Raw genomic sequence first — 20,272 nt, 5'->3', positions numbered from 1 at the left:
AGCCAAAGTTATTTATTTGTTTTTGAATCTATAAGAATTCTCAATTTGTTAATTATTACATCCCAGCTATAGTTTTCTTCTACATACTTTCTGGATTTTTCTGAGATTAATTCTGTGTCTTGTGTATTCTTCAAAATATTGTTTAATCTTTCTAAAAAATCTGATTTGGAAAGATAATATTGACAAGCAAAATTGCTGTCTATACAATGTTGTTTCATTACATCACTTTTCCCATTTACTAATGAAATTTTCCCCAGTTGCATTGTTTCCAGTAATAAGAGGGATAAACTTTCTTTTGAAGATGGATTTACAATTAGCCTAGCATTCTCGATTAATGCTGTTTTTTCAGATTCTTGCACAAAATCTGTATATATAATATCAGGATGTTCATGTTTTTTCATGAATAACCTACCTGTTAAAACCAATTTAATGTTATTTTTGTTACTCTTTTTAAAATCAATAAACCAGTTGATTAAATTTCCTATTTTTTCGGGAGCAATTCTTCCAAAATACAAGATATATTCATCTGGCAGATTAAACTTTTTGTAAATATGCGCTTTTGTTTCTGGTTTTGCAATATCTACCCCCACTGCTACAATACTGTTGTCAGACATGCGTTTACCAAAAACTTTTGTACATAGTTTTTTTTCTGCTTCTGTATTAAATGCTATATGATTGACAGTTGTGAATAAATGAGTTTGCAAAGATCTGAATAAGTCCCCTTCATTATGAGCCGTAGGGATTAATATACATTTATTGGAATAAATTTTATTAGTGAAATATGTGTTAGGGTAAGGGTATGAGAGTAGAATTAATTTTTTATATGAATTAATATTTGTACTCAGATATGTTAGAAGTTCTGAAGAATAAAAACCATGCGATTTCAAAACTTCTTCTTCACTTTTGACGCTAATATTCCATTTTGGGAATACATTTGCAATGAGTTCTAATAATCCAACTCTGAATAACATTCTTCTTACTTTTCTACCTAATTTACTTTTACGTCGAATAGTCTCGTGATAGAATCTATCGAATGGATTGGATTTAAAACGTAAGACATTTACACCATTTATTGACTCCTTTCCCTCTTTATAATAAGGTTCAAATGTATTGTAGTTTATGATTGTAGACGTTAATACATCAACGTCATAATAAGGTGTTAAACGTTCAGCCAACATTTTACAATGAATCTCCGCTCCTCCGTTAACTTCATTTCCATATTGACAGACAATAAAACCTATTTTTTCCATATTATTACGTATTGAGGAAATTCTTAATTTAATATTTGATAACGACTCTATTTGTAATTTTGCTACTCTAAATCAAATATTCTCCATTTTATCAATAACCATTTCAGGTGTTACCAAATCTATTGCTTCTATGCCGTCACAGTCACAAGGTTTATTACCATATACTGAACCCGGACGATTGGGGTGATCGACCTGAATACAATCCTCCAATACTTGCCCGTAACCTAAAAAACCTGCAAACGGATGTGTTGCTCCCCATATGGACAGGCATCTGATACCCATCAGAGATGCCATATGCATACCCGACGAATCCATACTGATCATCAGATTGAGGTTAGAAATAATAGCCAATTCTTCCTTTAAAGTAAATAATCCTATGGTATTATGTACATTTCTAAATTGACTTTCCCATTGTGCTGCTATCTTTTTCTCCTCGTTGCCGCCCCCGAATATAAAAGTCTCGTAGCCTTTTTCTGAGAGGGTTTGAATAACTTTACCCATCTTAGCTAACGGAAATACCTTGTAAGGATGTTGTGCAAACGGGGCAATTCCGATTTTAGCAGTTCCTTCATCAGCAAACATAGCTCTGGCCATTTGTGGAAGCTGCTCTTTTCGGGTAATCCTTGTATGAGAAAGGTGTACGGTAAAGCCTAACTTTCTAAAGACATCTGCATAACGCTCTGTTGTCTGTCTTAGCGGTTTTAATACTTTATCAACCGTCCTTGTCAGTTGTTTTTTTTCTTTCCGTCCCTTATCCAATCCAACTACACGGGTACCTGACAACCGAAATAAAAAACCAAGTATCCGGGATCTCAGGTTGTAATGAAGATCTGCTACAGCCGTAGCCTGATACTGATCCAGTTCTTGTTTTAGTTGTCGTATTCCCAAGATTCCTTTATGCTTACCTTTCGGATCGAAAGGGTGAAATGTAATCTGGGGGATCTCCTCAAAAAAAGCTCGGAAAAAAGGTCTGCTGACCATAATTAATTGTACGTCGGGATATTGCACGCAGAATTCCTTCAGTACAGAAGCAACCATAGCGACATCACCCATTGCTGAAAAGCGGGTTACAATTATTTTGGAGGGCAGAGGCATCATATTATTTTCCTGCAGTATACAGCACGGGGTTAAGAGCAGGATCGTTATACATCTTCATCTGCTTATAAACTTTCATGTATTTATGGCCTTGCTCTATATCATTTAATAGCTCATCGATGCTCACGGAAAGATCCTTACGTTGTTCCAAAAGAATGTTGAGCTTTTGCTGACATGCTTCAATATGCTCAGCAGCTGCATCTGAACGCAAAGTTTCCTGCTCCATATGGTATATTTTCAAGGCCAGAATAGATAAGCGGTCAATGGCCCATGCAGGACTTTCTGTATTCACCTTTGCATCATCCAGCGGTTGTATATCTGCGTATTTCTGAAGATAATAGCTGTCTATATATTCAACAGTGTCTGTACGATATTGGTTTGATTCGTCGATGCGGCGTTTCCAGTACAAAGCATCCTTCGGATCGATTTCAGGATTCCGGACCACGTCTTCCATATGCCATTGTACAGTATCAATCCAGCATTTGAGATATAATAAATGTTCCAAAGATGTTTTATCATAAGGATTCTCAATAGGATGATCTATGGCATCATTTACGTGATAATCTTCGATCGCACGTTGAAAAATCGGATTTGCAATTGCACTTATCATAATGCAAATATAAGATATTAAAGAATAGATTGGAGGGTCAGATTACAGCAAACGATCTAATAACATATCCGGGAATATCCCCAAAATCAGGATCAGAAATGTACATATTACAGCAATAACCAGTAGTGTAGACCATTTCAAGGGCTTAGTTACTTCCTGTTCAGCTGTTCTTAAAAATCCCTGCAATGGAATTTTGAAATAGAAAAATAAGGAAATAACAGCTGTCAGTGCACCCACTATCAAAAGGATCATCAGCAGGGCATAGTTGTCCTGTTGATAGACTTCAAAAACACTGGAGAATATCAATAGCTTCCCGATAAACCCGGCAGTCGGTGGAAGCCCTATCAGGGATATAAGCACGATCGTGAAACTTACGAATAATACAGGATACACTTTGCCGAGACCGGCATAGGAAGTAATTTCAGTATTACCGTTGATGCGTTCCAGCTGGTCGATAAAGATAAAGGACGCCAGATTCATCAGCGTATATACGATAAGGTAATACATCAGTACCTGAGGCTGATGCGAAGTATAGACCAGTACCATCATCAGCAGAATACCTGTGTGGCCAATAGAAGAATAGGCCATCATACGTTTGATGTCTGTCTGTCTTAAGGCTGCTAAATTACCAATCAGCATGGTTGCTATTGCTGTAATAATCAGGATGTAATAGAAGAAATCCGAAAAATAAAAAGGAGTATCTGACCAGGCTGTGTAAATACGGGTCAGGAATACAACTACTGCAATTTTAGGAACTGTTGCCAGAAAAGCTGTTACCGGGGTAGGAGCGCCCTGATACACATCTGGACTCCAGATATGAAAAGGTACAAAACTAAGTTTGAAGCCAATCCCTGTGAAGATAAAGAGCAGAGCAATACTTACGATGGTTTCAGGCGCATCGATCAAACCTTTGATATGATCCGTAGAGTTGAACGTCAGGCTTCCTGAAAAGCCATAAAGTAATGACAATCCATACAACATGACAGCGGCACATACTGATCCGAACAATACATATTTCATTGCTGCTTCAGACTCTTTCCGTTTCTGAGAGAGAAAGCCAACCATTACATAAGATGCAATAGATAATATTTCTATACTGATAAAGACTAAAAGCCAGTTATTAGTAATTGTCAGCACATTCATTCCGATCATACTGGCAATCAGTACAGGATATATATCGGCAGATCTTTTCCGATAAGAATAATAGCTGAAATATTGTTGGATAAACAGCAGAAGAACAAGAGAAGCTACTGCAATGAGCAGGCGTGCATAGACGGAGAACTGATCGATGCTAATCATTTCAAAAAATGCAGGTGGTAATTCCTGTCCGCTCTGTTGACACAGAGCATAGATTGCACAAGCTATTCCGGCAACGCTGATCGCAAAAGAAGACTGTCTCCAAATCCGGTCTGTAAATAAGGACGCACAGATACTGAGTACAAAAGTCAGAATAAGTGCAATTTCAGGCCCTAATACAGAGACACTGCCAATGACATGATCCAGAATATTGCTCAGATTGTTACTTTCCATATTAACCGATATATTGGTGAAGAATGGATACAAAATGAAGAACAGAGGCATTCATCTTATCAAAAATTAGAAACGGAAAAATTCCGAGGACCAATGCCAGTGCAATAGTCGGAAACAAGATGATCTGTTCTCTGAGGTTAATATCTGTCAATTTCGATACCCAGGATTCACCACCCTTCAGACGGGTTTGTCCGAAAAACATCCGTTGTAATGTCCACAGGAAGTAGGCTGCACTTAACAGAATTCCTATAGAACCTGCGATAGCCATCCATCTCGGAAGAGCCGACCCTATACTGGCCGCATTGAATGTCCCGATGATCACAAATGCTTCTCCGATAAAAGCCGAAAATCCGGGCAGACCAAGAGAGGCAAAGAAAGCTATAGCCACAAAAGCCGTATATTTCGGCATAATGGTCGCCAACCCTCTGAAATGATAGATATAACGGTCATGCACGCGGTCATACACCACACCCACAAGAAAAAACAGAGCTGCGGACAAGAATCCGTGACTTATCATCTGAAACATAGCACCCGAAATCCCTTCTGCTGTCAGCGAAGCAATACCTAATAATACAAATCCCATGTGCGATACCGATGAATAAGCGATCATACGCTTCAGATCTTTCTGGGCCAAAGCATTCATTGCACCGTATAAAATGGATATCACGCCTATAAGTCCGATCCACCAATTGGTCTGTGCTGCAATATCCGGGAAAATACCATAGCAGATACGGATTATTCCATAGCCACCGATCTTCAGCAATATTCCGGCAAGGATGATGGAGATAGGAGTAGGAGCTTCTACGTGCGCATCCGGCAACCAGGTGTGTAAAGGCACAATAGGTACCTTGATCCCAAATGCAAAAAACAACACGATAAAGCCTACAAGCCGCGTAGACCATCCAAAGATAGTGGAAAGGCTGTCAGGGGAAAAGAATCCTCCTTCTACATAATTGTCTGGATTCATCATAGACAACATATTGAAGGTATATGCACCTGTCACCGGATTGGTAACTGAAAAATAAAGACCCACAATGACCAGTAGCATGAATACCGAACCAAACAGCGTATAGATAAAAAATTTGATTGCTGCATATTCTCTTCGTGTTCCGCCCCATATTCCGATAAGAAAATACAACGGCAGGAGCATCACTTCATAGAACACATAAAAAAGGAAAAAATCCAGTGCACAGAAAATGCCCATTACTGCCATATTGAGTACCATCAGTAGGGCAAAGTATCCTTTAGGACTCTTCTGTATATTCCAGGAAGCGCCTATAGCCATGAGCATCACAAAAGCACTTAGCAATACAAGCGGTAAAGAAACACCGTCAAGCCCAAGGAAATAATCTATTTCTAACTTGCCAATAGTGCCAAGATCAAGGCGGATCCAGGAAAGCTGTTCGACAAACTGATAGCCTTCTTCTGTATTAATCCCTGTTCGTGTAGCATCAAAGTGAATATACAGATAGCCTGCTATGAGTAACTGGACAACTGTAAATGCCAGAGCAAGGTATTTGTATGAGTTGTTCCATTTTGTCGGAAGCAGCAGTATCAAGGCTGTTGCGATTAAAGGAAGAAATATGATGAGCGTAAGTAATCCCATTTTATTTTATGATCAAATAAACTAAACCAATCAAAACCACGAAAAACACCGAAAACAGATAATACTGCAGACGACCATTCTGTATATGACGAAACACATTTCCAAGCCAATAGGCTGTTTTAGCCACCAAATTAACAAAGCCGTCCACAAGTACCCGGTCAATCCAGGTAATGACAGTTGAGAAACGTAATATAACAATAGAAATCAGGAGAACAATACCATCCACGACATTTCGATCAATCCAATAACAAATTTTTGCCAACTGTACAGTACCATCCACGAAAACAAATGTATACAGTTCATTTAAATACCCTTGTTTTAAAGAAGCCTGTATTAACCGGTGTTGCGGATTGAACGGATATTCATTTTTGACATACCACTTGTAACCGACCCACCAGCTTCCTAAAGCGCCAAGCGTAAGGATAACCGGAATAACAAGGTGTGCTATTGGGTTGGTAGCATAAGGATATTGATCCAGCAACCCGTCCACAATCCAGGCATGATGGTAAGACAGCGGATTGAAGGAGAAAATTGGGAAGAAACACCATAGTGCCAGAAAAAACATGGGAATAAGCATCATCTTTGGTGCTTCATGCACAGGTGCTGTCAGCGATGAAGGCACCCGTAGCTGTCCGAAAAAAGCTTTAAAAATTAATCTGCCGATATAGAATGCTGTCAGGATACTGACTACGATTAATACTACAGGAATAATATGATAGACTGCTCTATGTGTACTGCTCCATTCGAATGCTGAAATAACAATACTGTCTTTGGACAGATAGCCCGATGTCAGCGGGAATCCTGATAAAGCGAGAGAGGAGAGTGCCATAAGTGCAAATGTCTTAGGCATATACTTGCGGAGTCCTCCCATATTTCGAAGATCCTGCGCATCAAAATCCTGTTGACTTTTTTCTTTAAGATGCACCATTTCATGGATTACCGCCCCTGCACATAAGAATAGCAGACATTTAAAAAATGCGTGTGTCGCCAGATGGAAAATTGCCGCATCCCATGCGCCTATACCTATACCCACCATCATATATCCCAGCTGAGAAATAGTAGAAAAGGCCAGAATTCGTTTGATATCATATTGTGCCAATGCAAAATATGCCGCACTTGCTGCTGTCAGGGTTCCAATTACAGCAATGACAAGTAATACCGTTTCATTAAATAAGGGAAACAGTGTCGCCATTAAAAATACGCCGGCTGCAACCATAGTAGCCGCATGAATAAGAGACGATACAGAGGTAGGACCTTCCATCGCATCCGGAAGCCATACGTGTAAGGGAAATTGAGCAGATTTAGCCATAGCTCCGATAAAGAATGCTATCCCGGCTGCTGTCAACCAGCCTGCAGGCATAGTATTCATTGGAGATATCCATTGGCCATCACTTGATATGGCCTGATGGGCCAAACCATCGGAACCAAATAATTCCACGAGATTTAATGTGCCAAACTGACTGTATACAATAGCAATACCGGTTAAAAAGCCCAGATCACCGATCCGGTTAATAATAAATGCCTTTTTGTTTGCCTGAACTGCTGACTCTTTTGTAAACCAAAATCCGATAAGCAGATACGAGGCAAACCCGACCAGCTCCCAGAAAATGTACATCAGCAGCAGATTGTTCATCATCACCAGACCCAACATGGCAAAGCAAAATAAGCTCAGATACATCCAGTAGCGATGAATACCTTTATCCCCGTGCATATATGATCTGGAGTATAAATGTACCGGAAGTGCTATAACAGGTACAATCAGCAGCATCAGTGCAGTGAGGTTATTAAGCAAAATACCTACTGTAAATGTTTTATTGCCTATTGTAAACCAATCGGTCTGAATGTGTAATGTACGGTAGTTCCAGATTTCAACAAATGTCAGAAGACCAAAGAGAGCGCTCAAGGCTATTGCAATAGCCGGAATAATACCGGACTGTGCACGTTTTCCTAAAAGTGCCTGGTAGAGAAAAGCCACAAAAGGCAATGCTAAAGTAAGCAGTGCAGTGGTAACGGGCGATATGTCAGCAAAATAATTCAATACTAATCTTTTAATTCCTGTACCTGATCCGGATTGATGGTGTTATAATGGCGATAGACATTCAGAATAATCGCCAGACCTACAGCTACCGCTGCAGCTGCGAGCACGATAGCAAATAATGCGAAAACCTGTCCGCCGTAATTGATTTTATCATAACGACCGAATGCTACAAAATTAAGAATCGCGGCATTGATCATCAGTTCAATACCCACGAGAATCATAATCGCATTCTTTTTCGACAGGACTGCATACAGACCAATACAGAATATACAGGCACTGACGATCAGGAAATGAGTCAAAGTAATCAAAATTTATCCTCCTTTCTCGACAAATGAGCTGCACCGATCAGTGTCATCATAAGGAAGATACCAATGAGCTCAAAAGGAAGAATATATTGTGTCATAAACTTGAATCCAAGTTGTTGAATATTATTGTCCGATGGACGGATGAAAGTGTTGTTAATTCGTGCCTGCTCAATCCATGCAGGTACCTCGGACTGCCATTCTACTACGGCTGTGATCATAATAATCAAAAAAGCCGAACTAAGAATCAAAGACTGCCAGTTAGGCAAAGTCAGAAACTTACCGGAAGCATGTTGCAGATCTTTGAGCAATTCCTTGTTGGACAACATGAATGCAAAGATCATCAGGATCAGTACACCACCTACGTATACCATGATCTGAGTGATCGCTACAAAATCTGCAAGAGCAAAGAGGTAAAGTCCGGCCATAGCAAACAAGACAATGAAAAACAAGAAAAGTGCCCTTGCGGTATTTTTTAGGTTAACAACCAACAGCGCCGAGCCGATAGCCAGTGCTGCGAAGGCATAAAACAAAAGTTCTTCAAGTGTCATGATTGTTTTTTCGCAGCCTCCTTCTCTGCCTGAAATTTGGTCCACTCTTCTTTACGTTGTGCTACTTCTGTGTCTGACATATCCGAGAACCCATAGATAAGGTCAGTCAGTTTGGATGTGCTGCGGTCATACTGATTGGTCATGGTGATGCACTCTGTAGGACATACAACAGTACAAAGACCGCAATACATACATTTGGCCATATCGATATCGAATTTCTCCGCGTAAAGACGTTTTACACTTCCGTCGGAAGTTTTTCCGATTGCTTCAGGTGATTTAATAGCCAGGATATCTATACAATCCACAGGGCAGGCTTTGGCGCAAAGATCACATACGATACAATCGTCTATCTCCACCTCCAACTGATAACGGGCGACTTCAGGAATAGGCATTTTCTGCTTTGGAAACTGTACCGTAGCTACCCCGTCCTGCTTGTCAAAATAATGATCTTTTGTGATGTCGAGCTCATGACGTGCACGACGGGCACCAAAGAGGTGTCTTACAGTCAAAGAGAGTCCTTTGACAGCCGTGAGTAATGCATTTATGGTCGTCTTTATCAACATCATATTAATTCATAACAACTAATCTCCATATTCCTGATATCGCTATACAGACAAATGTTGCAGGGATCAGTATTTTCCAGCATAAGGCCATCAATTGATCTGCTCTGAGTCTTGGCAGTGTCCATCTGATCCACATCTGTACACCGACGATAAGCAGTGATTTGGCCAGCGTCCAGAAGATTCCCCACCATAATCCGGTGGTCCAGGTCGCCAATTTCAGTGCTCCGATATTAGGCAGAGGCGTATTCCATCCGCCAAGGAAAATAACAACCCCCAGCATGGCTACTAAAAACATCATGGCATATTCCGCAAGGAAGACAAATGCAAATTTGATTCCCCCGTATTCGGTATGAAAACCTCCGATCAGTTCAGATTCTGCTTCCGGAATATCAAACGGAGCTCTGTTACATTCTGCTAATGTGGCTATAAAGAAGATAACATAAACCACTAAGAGGTGCGGAGCCTGAAAGATGTTCCATGCAAATATTCCTCCGACTGTATTGACTTCCCAGAATCCAAGAAACTTAATGTTTTCTGAAGACAGGATTCCCTGGTTTATACCGATTTCATTGAGATTCAGCGTCTGCGTAATCATCACAGCTGCAATCAGAGATAATCCTACCGGAATCTCATACGATACCATCTGTGCTATGGCGCGGATAGAGCCTAATAAGGAATACTTATTATTTGATCCCCAGCCAGCCATAAGTATACCTATTGCATCAATAGAAACAACCGCCATAATAAAAAACAGTCCGGTATGTGTATCAGCAGGAATAAATCCCGGAGCCCAGGGCATTACACTAAAACCAATAAAAACAGCAATAAAGATAATAACAGGAGCTGCGGCGAACAATATTTTGTCTGCTGCAGAGGGAGTAATAAATTCTTTTTGGAGGAGCTTCAGAATATCTGCTATTGTCTGCAGGCTTCCGAATTTTCCTGTTTCCATAGGGCCGAGACGATCCTGTACAAAACCGGCAATTTTACGCTCCGCATATACCGCAAACAGCGTGAAAATAGCAATAAAACTAAAAATTGCTACAGGTACCAGTATATCGATTAACAGGTTGGTCAAGTTTTTTAGAATAATTCTTAATTAGATTGCAAACATAAGGAAAACTCCCCATTATTTAAGCATCTAACCGTGAAGTTATACTTATTTAGTAGATTTTTTTTGAACTAAAAAAGGCACCCGTAGAGAGTGCCTTTTAATTCTATATTCAAAATGAATTATTTTCTGTTTTTCAGCTCTACGTAGTCGCGTTTTTGTGAACCTGTATAAACCTGTCTCGGACGTCCGATAGGTTCTTTGTTTTCGCGCATTTCTTTCCACTGAGCAATCCATCCCGGAAGACGACCCAAAGCGAATAATACAGTGAACATTTCCGAATCGAAACCTAATGCACGGTAGATAATACCGGAATAGAAATCTACGTTTGGATATAATTTTCTGTCAATGAAGTACTGGTCGCTTAATGCAGCTTCTTCAAGGCGTTTTGCGATTTCCAGGACAGGATCATTAATACCTAGCTTTTCTAAGATATCATCACATGTCTTTTTGATAATCTTAGCACGCGGGTCGAAGTTTTTATATACACGGTGACCGAATCCCATTAAACGGAAAGGGTCATTTTTATCTTTAGCTTTAGCCAGATATTTATCTGCATCACCACCGTCATTTTTGATCGCCTCAAGCATCTCGATTACCGCCTGATTAGCTCCTCCGTGAAGCGGACCCCATAAAGCGGAGATACCTGCGGAAACAGACGCATAAAGATTCGCATTGGATGAACCTACGATACGTACAGTAGAAGTTGAACAGTTTTGTTCGTGATCTGCATGAAGAATCAGCAATTTGTGCATCGCATCAATGACGATCGGGTCTATAGTCACATCTTCCGTTACCTGACCGAAAGTCATGCTTAGGAAATTGTGTACATAGTTAAGATTGTTTTTAGGGTAGATCACCGGATGACCCAATGATTTTTTGTGAATCCAGGAAACAATTGTCGGCATTTTTGCCAGTAATTTTACAATTGTCAGGTTGTCTTCTTCTTCAGAAGCATTAGGATTCAGGGATTCAGGATAAAAAGCAGACAGGGCTCCAACCAAACAGGACAGTTGTCCCATTGGGTGGGATTTTGAAGGGAATCCGTCAAAGAATTTCTTCATATCCTCATGAATCAGTGTATGCTTGCTGATGTCATGTCTGAATTTTTTCAAAGTCTCGTCTGAAGGTAATTCACCAAAGATCAATAAATAAGCAACCTCTAAAAATGTAGATTTTTCAGCTAATTGTTCAATAGGATAACCTCTGTAGTGAAGAATACCTTTTTCACCATCTAAGAAAGTAATGGCACTTTTTGTAGCTCCTGTGTTTTTAAATCCCGGATCTAAAGTTATATACTCGGTTTGATCTCTTAGTTTGGAGATGTCAATAGCTTTTTCATTTTCAGTTCCTGTGATTACAGGAAGCTCATATGATGAATCGTTTAAAGTAAGTTTAACTGTTTCAGACATAGTTTGAATATCTTGTATTATGCAAATGTAAATAAATTGAAATGTAAATCAATATGTCCAAATGAATTAAAATGCCATATTTAAGTCATATAGGGACAATTTGATATAGGGTTAAAACTAATTTTGCGTTGCGTTAACAATACTTTCCAAAATATTCAAAATAATCAGAAAATTCAACTTTTTTGAAAAAAAAACGATAGACAGAATAAAAACTTAAAATCCTGTTGTGTATTCAGAATCAGCTCAAAACGGGTTATTTTAATATGTTTAAACATGTGTAAGTCTCTTATTTACAGGTTTTCATGAAATTTCAAATTCCTTTTTCCCATCGATAGTTTAAAAGAAAAGCATTATATTTAAATAGCCGATCTTCGCAGAACAAAATTTGTTCTAATGCACGACAGAGCGTATGGAGATAAAAAAAATATGGACAAAGAACTAATCAGGAAAATACAGGATAGAAAGCATTATTATGAACATGTGGAAGCATTGCAAAAGCATCTGGATGAGTATTTCGAAAGTGAGGACATGACTGTTTTTCACGAGATGCTTTCTCTGGACTTTCATCTGGATGTATATTTTATTCAGCCAAAAGACAAGGAGTTTAACCTGCTGATCACTTCCGGTATGAGTCTGCTGGAAATGAATGTTCCCGAGACTATTCAGGATAGAGCGGATTATACATTTGCCGAGCTAATGCTGTTGATTCCTAAAGACATAAAATTTAATAAAACCTATCCGAGCGATGATAAAAATGATTGGATAATAGGTATGATGAAAGATATGGCGAGATTTCCGCATCATCAGGATACCTTTTTGACCGAAGGACATACCTTGCAGGCATGGAATGATATAGCTGACCCATACGATAAGCATACACTTTTTACAGGTTGTATATTATTGCCTTCCGCTACTTTCGGGGAAGATTTTATGCAGATCACCTGCGAAGACAGAATAATAAATTTTTACAGTCTGTTTCCATTATATAAGAACGAAATGGAGTATAAAATACAGCATGGTTACAGCAGATTTTTTGACCTGTTAATCGAAAATGATGTAGCGGAAGTGTTTGATGAAAAACGTGAGAATTTACTTGCAGTATAAAGATTAGGATGAAGCAACGTTACCTGTCGGTTTGTAAGGATAGAAGTGAATATGCAAAAATGAAAGTATCTTATAAAAATGAAAGTTTCTGAATTTGAAGATAACCTAAAAACTATTCACCAAACATTGTCTAGTATCAGGCTGAATGAAGACCGCAATACGGCAGGAACATATGTCGATGTGCTGTATTCTTTTAATAGTGCCTTACCAGAGAATAGTTATCCTTTTTTAGCCTATCTGGAGGATACTATCGACAGCATAGAATTTAGTATATACGGCCGGAATGCAGATCTGTTTATGTTGAGAAAGAATGAACTGGAAAGTGATAAAGATCCGATCCCTTATATCAAAGGCAAGAGAGAATGGGAGTCTTATGAATTTACGCTCTCTACTTTACTCCTTACAGAATATACAGATTGGTTATCAGAGCAGGCAGAATATAAATTTGAACTTCAATTGCCAGGATACGGGATATATGTGCCTGTTAAAAAATATTGGAATCAGTTTTTTAATCCTTTTTCCTATCCCAATAAAATATGGCTTGGAAAGGATCATAAATCGGTCTTATATATCCAGAATGAAAGTAATATGCTAAAATGTGTGGCTAATAATGCGGAGGATTTGAGATTTGCGGAAGAAGTTTTATGTGAAAAATAAGTGGTGCCCTTTTTTGTGAAAAATATAATGGATTGGCAGAATATGATAGGAAATAACGATCTGAAAAGTGCTAATATATCCGGGAAGATTGCCTGGATAAAGGAATTGACGTTTCAACCTGAAAATGAAAATTTAGTCTTGTTAGGATTTGAGATAACACACTTTAATGATGCTGGCAATATCGTTAGGTGGGAAGTATACCATAGCGATGGACGACTGACGAAAACCTTGACCAAAACATATAATGCTGACCAGATCATGGTAGAAGATACGCTAAAACAAAGCGATGGTAAATATTTCAGTCAAAACATTTACGGAGAAGATGGGGCATTATTGGAAAAACAGTATGATTACGGACAAGGTATTTCTTATAAAGAGATTTACGATAATGATGGAAATGTTATCAGAAATTTTGAAAATGGGATTGAGTTGGAAGTCGATGAAGCCGTAAATGAAGATCCTTATAATGAAAATTGGGATAGTAAAGAAGTCATTGACCAGTCCGGAAAAAAAATAAGAACTACCCGCTACTATTCATTTAACCAGCTTTTCGATATTACTCAAAGTACATTTGATCAGGACGGTAAGCTTATGGATGAAAAAGTGTTTGCATCGGATGAAGAATTGGAAAAGGATAATTATATAAAAAGGGATACTTACACCTATGATACGTTTGGCAATCTCACGAGAAAGGAAAGCAACAACAAATCCTATAATGGTGGAGATTGGATAACCATACACATCAATACATATCATTATGATAGTCAAAATAATTGGGTCGAGAAGCAGGAAGTAATGAATAATAAAATAACGGACTTCAAAGATAAATTGCAGTTTGTCCGAAAGAGAGAGATTAAGTATTTGGACTAAGTGACATAATAATAGATAGTTGTGTTAGATTGATTGCTGGTTTTTCCAAGGATAAATTTAAAGTAATAAAGCTAAATGTAATGGATAGTTACCTTGAAGAATTAATGCAGCGGGAAGATATACACCGGATTACTGATGAAGCCGGTAACCTGTATGGTATCCGGGTTTTGGGACGGGGTGAAAATTTGCTCTTTATAGAAAATGAGAAGGGATTGATCTGTACGATAGATGCGGAACATGGTGCTATATTTACCAGATCGGTAAAAAAATGGGATAGTTCTGATGAAAAGATGAGCAAAAAGGAAAGACTAAGAGTTGTAGGTCTGATTGAGAAATATTACAGGAAGTTTTATAATCCGGATGTTATTCTGATAGATGATTATTAGAAATGTATATGATATTTGAAAGTCAGCAGATTGTTTACAGTCTGGAAGATAATTGGGATGAACTGGTCAGTATTACATTTGTTAATGCTGAGAATTATCTTTCCCTTAGTTCTTTAGCATATGAAGATGAAATAGGGATAGAGATAAATGATCAGACAAATTGTATAAGTGCACTTAAAAGTGGTTTTAAGTACGAATTTGCAGAAACTTCTATTCACTTTACGATAGAAAATCCAATAATTCAAAACAACGTTCCGGATCTGAAATTTGTTGTAAACTTCAGCACCAAAGATGCAGATAAATTGAAAAGTGCAGTAAACGCATTGGTCGGAAAATAGTAAATATATGATGCAATATTTCGGCTAAATGCACAGAAGAAATAAAAGAATCCGACATACAGATTATTGATTTAAAAAATAGAAACCATTATAAGTAGGGTGTATTGCTCCAGGATATATGTATAAAGTAGCATTTAAGGCAAAATTTGCCTATGCTTCCAAAGAGGAAGATGAGGAATATTTTATGGTTGGTCTTTCTGAAGATGAGTTTGACTATGAGAAGTACATTCTATTTCAGAAGTCATATGATAAGGAAGAGTCAGAAGACATTTTTATTGAATGTAATGGAGACCAATGCATCAATTGTTGTACACATATATCGATCAGCAATACGACAATGATATTACATATAGAAGAGAGTGAAATATCTATAGACATTGAGCATGTCATATTGCCTGAGAATTTTATAAATTATTTGATGCAGATATTCGGTGATATCTTGCAGGTAAAAGACTGACAGGGGATAGGATTAATCTCCATAAAATCATTTAAAGTATACAAATAGTAATTCACAAGTAAAAGTCAGAACGAATGAAAGATGCAGAAATATCAGAATGGTTTTGGTCCCTCATTAAAAATGCAAATTTAAACAGGGATACGCTTAGGGGACTTTTAGCTAATTTTTCAAAAGATGATCTTATAAAATTTCAGGAAGAATTTATTGATGCTTCAGTAGAATTACAGGAAGCTCCTTTTACAGATTATATGGAAGAATCTGAAGATGGAGTTGAGGATATAGCAAACTGGATTGTAAGTAATGGAAAAGCATTCTATTTTCATATCCTCAACAATCCCGGTGAAATACCAAATAATGTTAACGATTTTACCGATCAGATTCTTTATGGAATAGCAGATGAAGTTTGTGTGGAAAAATATGGGGAGTCAACAGGTATCTATTAATACTAAAATATAATGGTTAATTCTTTCTTTACGAATGCAGTGGCAATAAAATCATGTGCTATCATAGAAGAAGCACATCTTAGATGTTATATAGAAAGTAGTAATCAGAAATGTGGATCTGTTGATTTCATTTCAGAAAAGATCAATTTTAATATTTCAGGTAAGAACATCTTTTATAAAGGAATGGAAAGCATTAAAAATATACGATTTGATTATAAAGATGAAATATTGGTTTTTACGTTTAGCAATAACAAGAGCATGTCTTTCAATTGTGGTATATATGAGTTTGAAAAAATCAGTGATCATATCAGACAGTATGAAAATTTTGGTGGTAGCCAGGATCTTAAAGCATCCTTTTTTAAAGACTAAACTGCATTAGGGCAAGAGCTGAGAAGCATCCAAAAATCAATAATTAAAAGATATCAGAATTTTGTAACTATAGGAGAATGAGTGGAGAAAGTGGTAAAATACCCTGTTAATTTTTAAAATTAACAGGGTATTTTATTGTTAATAGGAGCTATTATACTTCAAATCCGTATTTCTTATAAATAGCTTTAGCTACAGGAGACTGCAGGTATTTCATAAATGCTGCAGCAGCTTCCGGATTCTTTGCTTTTTTCAGTTTTCCGGCCATATACTTAGCGGTAATATTATGTTCTGCAGGTATTTCGATACCGTCTACCGGATGGTTGATGAGCTTCTGAAATATAACTTCTGAATACCATACCGGGGCGACATCAGCTTTTCCTTCCAATATACGCAAAGGACTTTCCCTGTGGTGAATGCGAGTCAGATATGTACTTTGATCTTTTGTTTTTATATCCATTACAGCAGACACCAGCTGTTCTCCTCCTGCTTTTTTATATGCTGTCTTGATCTGTTCACCTACACCTTCCCAGGCCGGATTTGGCATGCTTATCCGTACATCTTTGCGTTGCAGATCTTCTAACGTCCGGATATTTTTGGGGTTCCCTTCCGGAACCATAAGGATGAGTTTATTACGGGCATATTCAATAGTCTGATCGAAATAATCAGCCATTTCAGTAATGCGTCTTTGTCCTGCAGTATAGATGTCTGCTGTATGGGTGAGTTTCAGATTGCCTATAGTCAGTGAACCACCCTGTATTTGTTTGGCGAGAATTCCGGGAGGTAGTGTTTCTACAAAAATGCGTTCATATTGAGGATATTCTTTTTTGAACCCTTTGATCAGATCATCAATTACCATAAACTGATTGCCTGCAAAGAAAATCACCAATTGCGGATTCTCTATTTCACCGTACAGATCAGGAATATTGTCTATTCCGGGGATGGTGAAATTGACTGCGGATTCAGGAGGCGTATTCCACGGAGGATCAAAGCGGTGATCCTGCGCCTGCGCATTAGAAAGGATAGCGATAAATGCGGATATGTAAATAACTAACTTGTGCATAAGAATAAAATTAAGGTTTAATAATTGTCCAGCCTTGCAGAGAACGGATAATCAGTTCTCCGTTTCCGCTAGGTACATAAGCAACGAAATCAAACAGTTGATCTTTACTTAGGTTACGTTCTTTTAAAGAATTGAGACACTGAGCCACAATAACACCACGTTGGATCAGTTTTTTTAACGGTTCCTCAAATTTGGACGAGCTTTTCAGATACGCTTCCGTTCCCCCAGAAAAAGTGATCAGTTCAATCTGAAGTTTACCTTGCAAACGAGGATCATCCAGTGCATTATTGATGTTTCGGATAGCTTTTTCAATAATCTTGGGATCATTGCTGTCCAATTGATAGATAGCTTTATAGCTTTTAAGCTGCGCTTCCGCACCCGTATATTCTTTGTTGTGTTGTAAAGAATCTTTGCTTTGGGCATACACAGTCGTTATACTTACCAGTATAAGCATCATCAACATTAGTTTTTTGTTCATCATTTTAAAAGTTATAAGGTCCATATTTATGTTGTAATTGACTTATTTGATCATTGAACGGAGGATAAGGCGAATCTTTAGGCTTCTTCTCCAGATTAGGATAATCCTTTTCTTTATTTGCCTTTACCGGTCTCGGAAAGGAGTTGATATACGCCGCCACATCATAAGCTTCTTCATCCGATAAGACAGGTGCTTCATAAGTCGCGCCCAATGGCATATTCGCTTTAATAAATTTAGCTGCAGTCAGCAATCTGGCCATTCCTGCACCGTCATTGTACGAATCCTCACCCCACAATGGCGGATATTGATATCCCTTATTATTTGCTAATTTGACACCCTGCCCCGTATTTCCGTGACAACTTTGACACTGTTTCTGAAAGATGACAGCTCCCGTCTTTGGATTAGCGGCGCGTTCAGGGACGACGATTTTCACAAATCCCTGTCCTGCGATTCGCTTGCCTATGGGCGCTTTTGTGCTTATTTGTTTGATATAAGTCACAATAGCACGCATTTCCATACTGTTTACATCGATAGCCTGTCCGTTCATACTGCGTTCAAAGCATCCGTTGATACGTTCTTCCAGCGATTCAATCTTATCTTCCCTGCCGATGTATATTGGAAATACTCCGCTCAATCCTATATAAGGAGCTGCAAATGCTTTTGTGCCGCCATTCAGATGACAGTTGGTACAAGCCAGCCGGTTACCGATCTTTTGTCCATCCTTATAGAAGTAATTGTAGGTTTCCTTAATCAGTTTTTCACCTTCAGCAGCCAGCTTGCCTTCCGTATTATCCCCAAAGGAGATTCCTTCGTACTGATCAACATGGGTCAATATACTATCCGGGTGTTCCGTTGCCATTGCCTGAGATATGGGCGGATGAATAGTGAAATACAGACTTAGCACAATGAAGCAGACCAGTATGATGCTTAAACCGATCACATAACGGATTATTCTTCCTGATTTTCTTAATTCTTCCTCCATAATTATTAGATTTTGTACAAATCTAGCGGAACAAGTAATGGAGTTATAATATCATATTATTATATGGTATAATGAAATGTTATGAGTAGATGTGGTTTTTATGCTTCTGTATATACTTTAAAAATGTTTCAGGAAGCCCTGTCAATCCTCCGTGCAAATGTGTGATGTAGAAATTACGTTCTATATTCAGATCTGTCAATTCTATTATTCGGAGCTGATTAGTATTTAGTTCATTGCTGATCGCATGAATAGATACAAATGCTGCAGCCTTGCTGTATTTGAGGTATTCCTTAATACTTTCGGTAGAAGAGAGTGTAATCTCAATCCTCAGTTTGTGAGTCGCAATCCCTTTCTGACGTAATCTTTCTTCGATAATATCTCTGGTGCCTGAGCCGGTCTCCCGAATCACCAACGGGATATAATAAAGGTCTTTAAGGCTGAATTCTTCTTTATTGAATAAGGGATTTTGGGTGTTGGTGACCAATACGATCTCATCTTTAAGAAAAGGAGTGAATTTTAAGGAGCGGTTGTCTGTAAGTCCTTCCGTGATTCCGAGGTGTATTTCTTTTCGAAGTAAGAGTTCTTCAACTCTTTTAGAATTATATTCATATACCTTGATATCATTCTGCGGACAGGAAGCAACGAATTGCGCCAGTATTTTGGGAATGACGTATTGAGAGATAGTTGTACTGATACCTATAAATAAACTGCCGTTTCCTTTTCCGATGATTTTGTTGATTTCATATGACGCCTGATTATATTGTTCAAATATAAGTTGAGTATGATGATAGAGTATAGAACCTGCCTTGGTCAGTATCAGCCGGTTACCTAGCCGTTCAAAAAGAGGTGTACCTACAGTATTCTCTATTTCCTGAATATTTTTACTTACAGCAGGCTGTGATATGAACAATTCTGTTGCTGCTTTTGTAAAATTCAACGTATTAGCAGCTACGTAAAATACCTTAAGTCTATAATCAAATTCCATATATGCAGAGTGAGCTTAGTCAAATTAATGAACGCAAAGCTATCAAAAATAATCAAAAATTAAGTCAACCGATAA

General features: G+C 38.2%; 23 protein-coding genes. 8 read left to right on the top strand and 15 right to left on the bottom strand.

Going from position 1 to position 20,272, the window contains the following annotated elements; all coding sequences use genetic code 11:
• Positions 1-8 precede the first annotated feature (8 nt).
• The 11 genes from HMPREF0766_RS18125 to HMPREF0766_RS18075 form a co-directional block, all read right to left on the bottom strand.
• On the bottom strand, positions 9-1,250 hold the full coding sequence (locus HMPREF0766_RS18125) for a glycosyltransferase (RefSeq protein WP_003000532.1): 1,242 nt from the start codon (positions 1,248-1,250) through the stop codon (positions 9-11).
• A 72-nt stretch (positions 1,251-1,322) separates the two neighbouring features.
• Positions 1,323-2,348 carry a glycosyltransferase family 9 protein gene (locus HMPREF0766_RS18120; protein WP_003000529.1) on the bottom strand — a complete coding sequence of 342 codons (1,026 nt, stop codon included), beginning with the start codon at positions 2,346-2,348 and terminating at the stop codon, positions 1,323-1,325.
• Position 2,349: 1 nt separating this feature from the next.
• Positions 2,350-2,955, bottom strand: coding sequence for a DUF4254 domain-containing protein (locus tag HMPREF0766_RS18115; protein ID WP_003000526.1), 606 nt, complete (start codon positions 2,953-2,955; stop codon positions 2,350-2,352).
• 42 nt (positions 2,956-2,997) lie between these two features.
• Positions 2,998-4,485, bottom strand: coding sequence for an NADH-quinone oxidoreductase subunit N (locus HMPREF0766_RS18110; RefSeq protein WP_003000523.1), 1,488 nt, complete (start codon positions 4,483-4,485; stop codon positions 2,998-3,000).
• Position 4,486: 1 nt separating this feature from the next.
• Positions 4,487-6,091: a complex I subunit 4 family protein gene (locus HMPREF0766_RS18105; RefSeq protein WP_003000519.1), complete on the bottom strand. Its 1,605-nt coding sequence runs from the start codon at positions 6,089-6,091 to the stop codon at positions 4,487-4,489.
• Position 6,092: 1 nt separating this feature from the next.
• Entirely contained in the window at positions 6,093-8,129 is a 2,037-nt protein-coding gene (gene nuoL / locus HMPREF0766_RS18100; protein WP_003000516.1) for an NADH-quinone oxidoreductase subunit L, read from the bottom strand.
• A 2-nt stretch (positions 8,130-8,131) separates the two neighbouring features.
• On the bottom strand, positions 8,132-8,437 hold the full coding sequence (gene nuoK, locus HMPREF0766_RS18095) for an NADH-quinone oxidoreductase subunit NuoK (RefSeq protein ID WP_003000513.1): 306 nt from the start codon (positions 8,435-8,437) through the stop codon (positions 8,132-8,134).
• A complete protein-coding gene (locus HMPREF0766_RS18090) occupies positions 8,434-8,982 on the bottom strand; it encodes an NADH-quinone oxidoreductase subunit J family protein (RefSeq protein ID WP_003000510.1) in 549 nt (182 codons plus the stop codon). Before HMPREF0766_RS18090 ends, nuoK begins: the two co-directional genes overlap by 4 nt.
• The gene (locus HMPREF0766_RS18085) at positions 8,979-9,548 is read right to left on the bottom strand and encodes a 4Fe-4S binding protein (protein WP_003000506.1); all 570 of its coding nucleotides are present in this window, start codon (positions 9,546-9,548) and stop codon (positions 8,979-8,981) included. The genes HMPREF0766_RS18090 and HMPREF0766_RS18085 overlap by 4 nt, the downstream gene beginning before the upstream one ends.
• A 1-nt stretch (position 9,549) precedes the next feature.
• Positions 9,550-10,623, bottom strand: coding sequence for an NADH-quinone oxidoreductase subunit NuoH (gene nuoH, locus HMPREF0766_RS18080; protein ID WP_003000503.1), 1,074 nt, complete (start codon positions 10,621-10,623; stop codon positions 9,550-9,552).
• 155 nt (positions 10,624-10,778) lie between these two features.
• Positions 10,779-12,068: a citrate synthase gene (locus tag HMPREF0766_RS18075; protein ID WP_003000502.1), complete on the bottom strand. Its 1,290-nt coding sequence runs from the start codon at positions 12,066-12,068 to the stop codon at positions 10,779-10,781.
• 426 nt (positions 12,069-12,494) lie between these two features.
• Here HMPREF0766_RS18075 and HMPREF0766_RS18070 point away from each other — a divergent pair, with 426 nt between their 5' ends.
• The 8 genes from HMPREF0766_RS18070 (at position 12,495) to HMPREF0766_RS18035 (ending at position 16,692) form a co-directional block, all read left to right on the top strand.
• Positions 12,495-13,172, top strand: coding sequence for a suppressor of fused domain protein (locus tag HMPREF0766_RS18070; RefSeq protein ID WP_037460860.1), 678 nt, complete (start codon positions 12,495-12,497; stop codon positions 13,170-13,172).
• Between the two features lie 78 nt (positions 13,173-13,250).
• Positions 13,251-13,829, top strand: a complete 579-nt coding sequence (locus HMPREF0766_RS18065) for a hypothetical protein (protein ID WP_003000495.1) — start codon at positions 13,251-13,253, stop codon at positions 13,827-13,829.
• Between the two features lie 42 nt (positions 13,830-13,871).
• Entirely contained in the window at positions 13,872-14,699 is an 828-nt protein-coding gene (locus tag HMPREF0766_RS18060) for a hypothetical protein (RefSeq protein ID WP_248676778.1), read from the top strand.
• Between the two features lie 80 nt (positions 14,700-14,779).
• On the top strand, positions 14,780-15,085 hold the full coding sequence (locus HMPREF0766_RS18055) for a hypothetical protein (RefSeq protein ID WP_052646460.1): 306 nt from the start codon (positions 14,780-14,782) through the stop codon (positions 15,083-15,085).
• 8 nt (positions 15,086-15,093) lie between these two features.
• Positions 15,094-15,423 (top strand): hypothetical protein, encoded by a 330-nt coding sequence (locus tag HMPREF0766_RS18050; protein WP_236590576.1) that lies wholly within the window; start codon positions 15,094-15,096, stop codon positions 15,421-15,423.
• 118 nt (positions 15,424-15,541) lie between these two features.
• Positions 15,542-15,880 carry an Imm10 family immunity protein gene (locus tag HMPREF0766_RS18045; RefSeq protein ID WP_003000482.1) on the top strand — a complete coding sequence of 113 codons (339 nt, stop codon included), beginning with the start codon at positions 15,542-15,544 and terminating at the stop codon, positions 15,878-15,880.
• Between the two features lie 74 nt (positions 15,881-15,954).
• Positions 15,955-16,323: a DUF4240 domain-containing protein gene (locus HMPREF0766_RS18040; protein WP_003000479.1), complete on the top strand. Its 369-nt coding sequence runs from the start codon at positions 15,955-15,957 to the stop codon at positions 16,321-16,323.
• 12 nt (positions 16,324-16,335) lie between these two features.
• Entirely contained in the window at positions 16,336-16,692 is a 357-nt protein-coding gene (locus tag HMPREF0766_RS18035) for a hypothetical protein (protein WP_003000476.1), read from the top strand.
• Between the two features lie 151 nt (positions 16,693-16,843).
• Here HMPREF0766_RS18035 and HMPREF0766_RS18030 read toward each other — a convergent pair whose 3' ends face one another.
• From HMPREF0766_RS18030 to HMPREF0766_RS18015, 4 genes are all read right to left on the bottom strand, one after another.
• Positions 16,844-17,752, bottom strand: a complete 909-nt coding sequence (locus tag HMPREF0766_RS18030) for a molybdate ABC transporter substrate-binding protein (RefSeq protein WP_003000473.1) — start codon at positions 17,750-17,752, stop codon at positions 16,844-16,846.
• Positions 17,753-17,762: 10 nt separating this feature from the next.
• Positions 17,763-18,230, bottom strand: coding sequence for a DsrE family protein (locus HMPREF0766_RS18025; protein WP_236590575.1), 468 nt, complete (start codon positions 18,228-18,230; stop codon positions 17,763-17,765).
• Positions 18,231-18,234: 4 nt separating this feature from the next.
• The gene (locus tag HMPREF0766_RS18020; protein WP_003000467.1) at positions 18,235-19,212 is read right to left on the bottom strand and encodes a c-type cytochrome; all 978 of its coding nucleotides are present in this window, start codon (positions 19,210-19,212) and stop codon (positions 18,235-18,237) included.
• Between the two features lie 79 nt (positions 19,213-19,291).
• A complete protein-coding gene (locus HMPREF0766_RS18015) occupies positions 19,292-20,197 on the bottom strand; it encodes a LysR family transcriptional regulator (protein ID WP_003000464.1) in 906 nt (301 codons plus the stop codon).
• Positions 20,198-20,272: the final 75 nt, after the last annotated feature.

It is taken from the genome of Sphingobacterium spiritivorum ATCC 33861 (genome assembly GCF_000143765.1).
In the GTDB taxonomy this organism is placed as follows: domain Bacteria; phylum Bacteroidota; class Bacteroidia; order Sphingobacteriales; family Sphingobacteriaceae; genus Sphingobacterium; species Sphingobacterium spiritivorum.
The sequence above is the reverse complement of the archived record's forward strand: the minus strand, read 5'-3'. Positions and strand labels throughout refer to the sequence as shown.

What these genes read in the sequence shown, in the direction of transcription:
- HMPREF0766_RS18125 (WP_003000532.1), bottom strand. Translation starts at nt 1,250, where the DNA reads ATGGAAAAAATAGGTTTTATTGTCTGTCAATATGGAAATGAAGTTAAC.
- HMPREF0766_RS18120 (WP_003000529.1), bottom strand. Translation starts at nt 2,348, where the DNA reads ATGATGCCTCTGCCCTCCAAAATAATTGTAACCCGCTTTTCAGCAATG.
- HMPREF0766_RS18115 (WP_003000526.1), bottom strand. Translation starts at nt 2,955, where the DNA reads ATGATAAGTGCAATTGCAAATCCGATTTTTCAACGTGCGATCGAAGAT.
- HMPREF0766_RS18110 (WP_003000523.1), bottom strand. Translation starts at nt 4,485, where the DNA reads ATGGAAAGTAACAATCTGAGCAATATTCTGGATCATGTCATTGGCAGT.
- HMPREF0766_RS18105 (WP_003000519.1), bottom strand. Translation starts at nt 6,091, where the DNA reads ATGGGATTACTTACGCTCATCATATTTCTTCCTTTAATCGCAACAGCC.
- HMPREF0766_RS18090 (WP_003000510.1), bottom strand. Translation starts at nt 8,982, where the DNA reads ATGACACTTGAAGAACTTTTGTTTTATGCCTTCGCAGCACTGGCTATC.
- HMPREF0766_RS18085 (WP_003000506.1), bottom strand. Translation starts at nt 9,548, where the DNA reads ATGATGTTGATAAAGACGACCATAAATGCATTACTCACGGCTGTCAAA.
- HMPREF0766_RS18075 (WP_003000502.1), bottom strand. Translation starts at nt 12,068, where the DNA reads ATGTCTGAAACAGTTAAACTTACTTTAAACGATTCATCATATGAGCTT.
- HMPREF0766_RS18070 (WP_037460860.1), top strand. Translation starts at nt 12,495, where the DNA reads ATGGACAAAGAACTAATCAGGAAAATACAGGATAGAAAGCATTATTAT.
- HMPREF0766_RS18065 (WP_003000495.1), top strand. Translation starts at nt 13,251, where the DNA reads ATGAAAGTTTCTGAATTTGAAGATAACCTAAAAACTATTCACCAAACA.
- HMPREF0766_RS18060 (WP_248676778.1), top strand. Translation starts at nt 13,872, where the DNA reads ATGATAGGAAATAACGATCTGAAAAGTGCTAATATATCCGGGAAGATT.
- HMPREF0766_RS18055 (WP_052646460.1), top strand. Translation starts at nt 14,780, where the DNA reads ATGGATAGTTACCTTGAAGAATTAATGCAGCGGGAAGATATACACCGG.
- HMPREF0766_RS18050 (WP_236590576.1), top strand. Translation starts at nt 15,094, where the DNA reads ATGATATTTGAAAGTCAGCAGATTGTTTACAGTCTGGAAGATAATTGG.
- HMPREF0766_RS18045 (WP_003000482.1), top strand. Translation starts at nt 15,542, where the DNA reads ATGTATAAAGTAGCATTTAAGGCAAAATTTGCCTATGCTTCCAAAGAG.
- HMPREF0766_RS18040 (WP_003000479.1), top strand. Translation starts at nt 15,955, where the DNA reads ATGAAAGATGCAGAAATATCAGAATGGTTTTGGTCCCTCATTAAAAAT.
- HMPREF0766_RS18035 (WP_003000476.1), top strand. Translation starts at nt 16,336, where the DNA reads ATGGTTAATTCTTTCTTTACGAATGCAGTGGCAATAAAATCATGTGCT.
- HMPREF0766_RS18030 (WP_003000473.1), bottom strand. Translation starts at nt 17,752, where the DNA reads ATGCACAAGTTAGTTATTTACATATCCGCATTTATCGCTATCCTTTCT.
- HMPREF0766_RS18025 (WP_236590575.1), bottom strand. Translation starts at nt 18,230, where the DNA reads ATGAACAAAAAACTAATGTTGATGATGCTTATACTGGTAAGTATAACG.
- HMPREF0766_RS18020 (WP_003000467.1), bottom strand. Translation starts at nt 19,212, where the DNA reads ATGGAGGAAGAATTAAGAAAATCAGGAAGAATAATCCGTTATGTGATC.
- HMPREF0766_RS18015 (WP_003000464.1), bottom strand. Translation starts at nt 20,197, where the DNA reads ATGGAATTTGATTATAGACTTAAGGTATTTTACGTAGCTGCTAATACG.